Origin of the sequence: Xenorhabdus bovienii (assembly GCF_024721015.1) — a bacterium.
Taxonomy (GTDB): domain Bacteria; phylum Pseudomonadota; class Gammaproteobacteria; order Enterobacterales; family Enterobacteriaceae; genus Xenorhabdus; species Xenorhabdus bovienii.
Genome location: NZ_JANAIF010000151.1, coordinates 1 through 3,173 on the forward strand (window position 1 = coordinate 1; position 3,173 = coordinate 3,173).

6 protein-coding genes are annotated in these 3,173 nt (G+C 44.3%); all 6 read left to right on the plus strand.

All coding sequences use genetic code 11. The features are described from left to right. Positions 1-252, plus strand: a 252-nt coding sequence (locus NXS07_RS19165; RefSeq protein ID WP_258087422.1) for a hypothetical protein, incomplete at its 5' end; no start/stop codon positions are given. Next, positions 245-502, plus strand: a complete 258-nt coding sequence (locus NXS07_RS19170) for a hypothetical protein (protein WP_258087423.1) — start codon at positions 245-247, stop codon at positions 500-502. The genes NXS07_RS19165 and NXS07_RS19170, both read left to right, overlap by 8 nt. A gap of 195 nt (positions 503-697) precedes the next feature. Further along, positions 698-973, plus strand: a complete 276-nt coding sequence (locus NXS07_RS19175; RefSeq protein WP_258087424.1) for a hypothetical protein — start codon at positions 698-700, stop codon at positions 971-973. After that, positions 970-1,788: a PD-(D/E)XK nuclease-like domain-containing protein gene (locus NXS07_RS19180; RefSeq protein ID WP_258087425.1), complete on the plus strand. Its 819-nt coding sequence runs from the start codon at positions 970-972 to the stop codon at positions 1,786-1,788. Before NXS07_RS19175 ends, NXS07_RS19180 begins: the two co-directional genes overlap by 4 nt. After that, positions 1,785-2,615 (plus strand): recombination protein RecT, encoded by an 831-nt coding sequence (gene recT / locus NXS07_RS19185; RefSeq protein ID WP_038204094.1) that lies wholly within the window; start codon positions 1,785-1,787, stop codon positions 2,613-2,615. Before NXS07_RS19180 ends, recT begins: the two co-directional genes overlap by 4 nt. 254 nt (positions 2,616-2,869) lie before the next feature. Then, positions 2,870-3,034 (plus strand): hypothetical protein, encoded by a 165-nt coding sequence (locus NXS07_RS19190; RefSeq protein WP_258087426.1) that lies wholly within the window; start codon positions 2,870-2,872, stop codon positions 3,032-3,034. Positions 3,035-3,173: the final 139 nt, after the last annotated feature.

The following is a 3,173-nucleotide window of genomic DNA, read 5'->3' on the forward strand; positions in this document are numbered from 1 at the left end:
TTAAAAAAAACCCTGACTAGAGATAACTACCCAAAACTTGAAATTGGTTACATGGTCATATTATTGAATGGTGATGTCGGGGTTGTTGAAGATATTTTTCATGACGGCACTTATGATTGCCGAATGGAAAGAACAGAAAAGTTACACATGTTGCCACCTACAGGTATGTATATAACCCCAACTAGATACAAGGGATATTCTTTGGACTGGGATAAAACTATCGAGGCTAATAGGGAGAATAACAATGTCTAAACCACATGTACACGCTGATTTAATGATGAAAGCAGCGGAAATTGCGCAGACTGATGCTGAATGGTGGAAACATTTTCAAGCAAAAAATGACGATAAAATTGGATGGAGAAATTTAGGAGGAGAAATTGCGTTTATAGAAGGTACTGGTTTCGAATACCGCCTAAAACCCCGCACTGTTCGGATAGGTAATTTCGACCGCGAATCAGCTGTAATGCACGCCAAAGCACTCCTCAGTCTGACGGCAAAATGATTCCCGATAGTTTCTATTATTATTCTCTCACAATTCTAGCCGTCATATTCACTCTACTCATCACCAGATAATCAATCATGAACAAACGAAATCTAACCCGCGCTCAATCGTGGGGATGTCTCGCTGTACGTGAAAATCGCTCGGCTGCATGGAATCGCGGCATGAAATTGCTAATGAAATATTACGGAGGTAGGCATGAGATACGACTACAACCCCTATGGCGCTCAGGATGAGCAATGGGAGCGGGAGGAAGAAGCTGCGGCATACAAGGAGATGATGGCAGAGGAACAAGGTGATCAAGCTCTTGAGCTATACAACAACCTGCCAGAGGGAACAGGGGCTATTTTCTCTCCCAAAATGAATGAGCTATTCGGTAAATTGCTCGACGAGAACAGTGACGCTCTGGAACGGCTCAATAATCTGCTCTATGCGTTGAGTTTATTAGAAGTTCAGAGGAGGGAGGTAGCATGACACCCGGTATCTACTACGACATTTCTAATGAGAATTATCACCAAGGTGAAGGAGTTAGTAAGTCGCAGTTGGACATAATAGGCCAAGCACCGGCTGAACTGATATGGCAACGGAATGCCCCCATTGATGAGGAAAAAATCAAATCATTGGATATGGGAACAGCTTTGCATTGTTTGTTATTGGAACCAGATGAATTTAATAACAGATTTATTGAAGCCCCCTTATTTAACCGCAAGACCAATGCAGGGAAGCAAGAGGAAAAGGAATTTTTAGAGCAATGTACTGACATCAAGAAAACAATCATGGATCACGAACAGCACCGGAAGCTGAAAATTATGCGTGATAGCGCACTGGCCCATCCAATCGCTAAATGGTTTTTAGAAGCGGATGGGCCGTCGGAAGTTTCAATTTACTGGAATGATTCGGAAACCGATGTTTTATGCCGTAGTAGGCCGGACAAATTAATCACAACCGCAGACCAAGATTGGATAATTGATGTGAAGAGCTCGGCTGACATGGAAAAGTTCGAGAAAGATTTTTACAAGTACCGCTATCACGTGCAGGACGCATTTTATTCAGATGGTTACAAGGCGCTCACCGGACAGTTGCCCACATTTGTATTTCTGGTTGTGAGTACAACTATTAACTGTGGTCGATATCCAGTTCAGACTTTCATCATGGATGAACAGACAAAAGCCACAGGACGCACAACCTACCGAAAAAATCTCGAAACCTATGCTCAGTGCCTAAAAACAGATGAATGGCCGGGCATCAGAACATTGTCACTGCCCTACTGGGCTAAGGATTCAGAATGAATAACCCACCTCTAGCTCAAGCGGATTTGCAGAAAACGCAGACACAAACCAAAGTGGCAACCACCAAAGATCAGGCACTGATTCAGTTCATCAATAAGCCCAGCATGAAAGCTCAGCTGGCCGCTGCCCTGCCTCGTCATATGACCCCAGACCGCATGATACGCATCGTCACCACTGAAATCAGAAAGACCCCTGCGCTCGCCAGCTGTGACATGCAAAGTTTTGTTGGCGCCGTCGTCCAGTGCTCTCAATTGGGATTAGAACCTGGTAACGCACTGGGTCATGCCTATATTTTGCCGTTTGATAAAAAACGTAAAGAAGGAGATCGATGGGTAACTGTAAAGACCGAGGCTCAGTTAATCATTGGTTATCGAGGAATGATTGAACTGGCTCGGCGTTCCGGTCAAATAGTTAGTATTTCAGCGCGTACAGTCAGAGACGGAGATAAATTCCATTTTGAGTATGGCCTCAATGAAAATTTAACGCATGTGCCAGGGGAAAACGAAGATACACAAATCACCCACGTTTACGCAGTAGCTCGGTTGAAAGATGGCGGCGTTCAGTTTGAAGTGATGACATTCAAGCAAGTTGAAAAAGTCAGAACTCAAAGCAAGGCCGGAACTAATGGCCCGTGGGTCTCTCACTGGGAAGAGATGGCGAAAAAAACCGTTATCCGGCGCTTGTTTAAATACTTGCCTGTCTCTATTGAAATGCAAAAAGCCGTGGTTCTGGATGAAAAAGCAGACGCCAACATTGATCAGGACAACGCAGCAATCTTTGAAGGTGAATTCGAAGAGGTACAGACCAATGAACGAGGACCTGAATAAATATTTCCACGGTAAACCCTGTCCGCAGGGACATACGCAGCGGTATGTATCAACAGGGGATTGCGTTTTTTGTGCTCGTGAAAGGGACCGGTTAAATAAGGCAAAGAAAAGACGGAATAAGGAACGGAAACGCCTCACAATCCCCGAAAACAGTAACGATTTCGCCCATCGAGTTTTTGTTATCGGCAATCCAAATAGAAACATCTAACCCCACCCCATTAACTAACGCTACCTCAGTGGCGGGAGAATTAATTATGGAAAAAACACCTGAAAAATTACAAACATTGATTTATTTCCTAACAAAAGAAGCGGCGAGGAATTCATATTCTGATTTTCTGGAGGGATTAGGTATCAGTAATGAAGAGTACTCGGAAATTAAAGCATGGTTTAGTCAATTAGGTATCAAACCCTATGTATAACTGTACGGTTTGGAGGAGACATGCAATACACACCGTGGAACCCCAACCCCAGAGCAGTACAAAGGGTCAATGACCCGCTCCCCGTTCCCACCCAATGCCGACATTGCCGCAGTCACGTAAAGATAGCCCATCACACGGA

Bases quoted from the DNA above. Each gene is read 5' to 3' on its own strand.
- NXS07_RS19175 (WP_258087424.1), top strand. From the start codon at position 698: ATGAGATACGACTACAACCCCTATGGCGCTCAGGATGAGCAATGGGAG.
- NXS07_RS19180 (WP_258087425.1), top strand. From the start codon at position 970: ATGACACCCGGTATCTACTACGACATTTCTAATGAGAATTATCACCAA.
- NXS07_RS19170 (WP_258087423.1), top strand. From the start codon at position 245: ATGTCTAAACCACATGTACACGCTGATTTAATGATGAAAGCAGCGGAA.
- NXS07_RS19190 (WP_258087426.1), top strand. From the start codon at position 2,870: ATGGAAAAAACACCTGAAAAATTACAAACATTGATTTATTTCCTAACA.
- recT (WP_038204094.1), top strand. From the start codon at position 1,785: ATGAATAACCCACCTCTAGCTCAAGCGGATTTGCAGAAAACGCAGACA.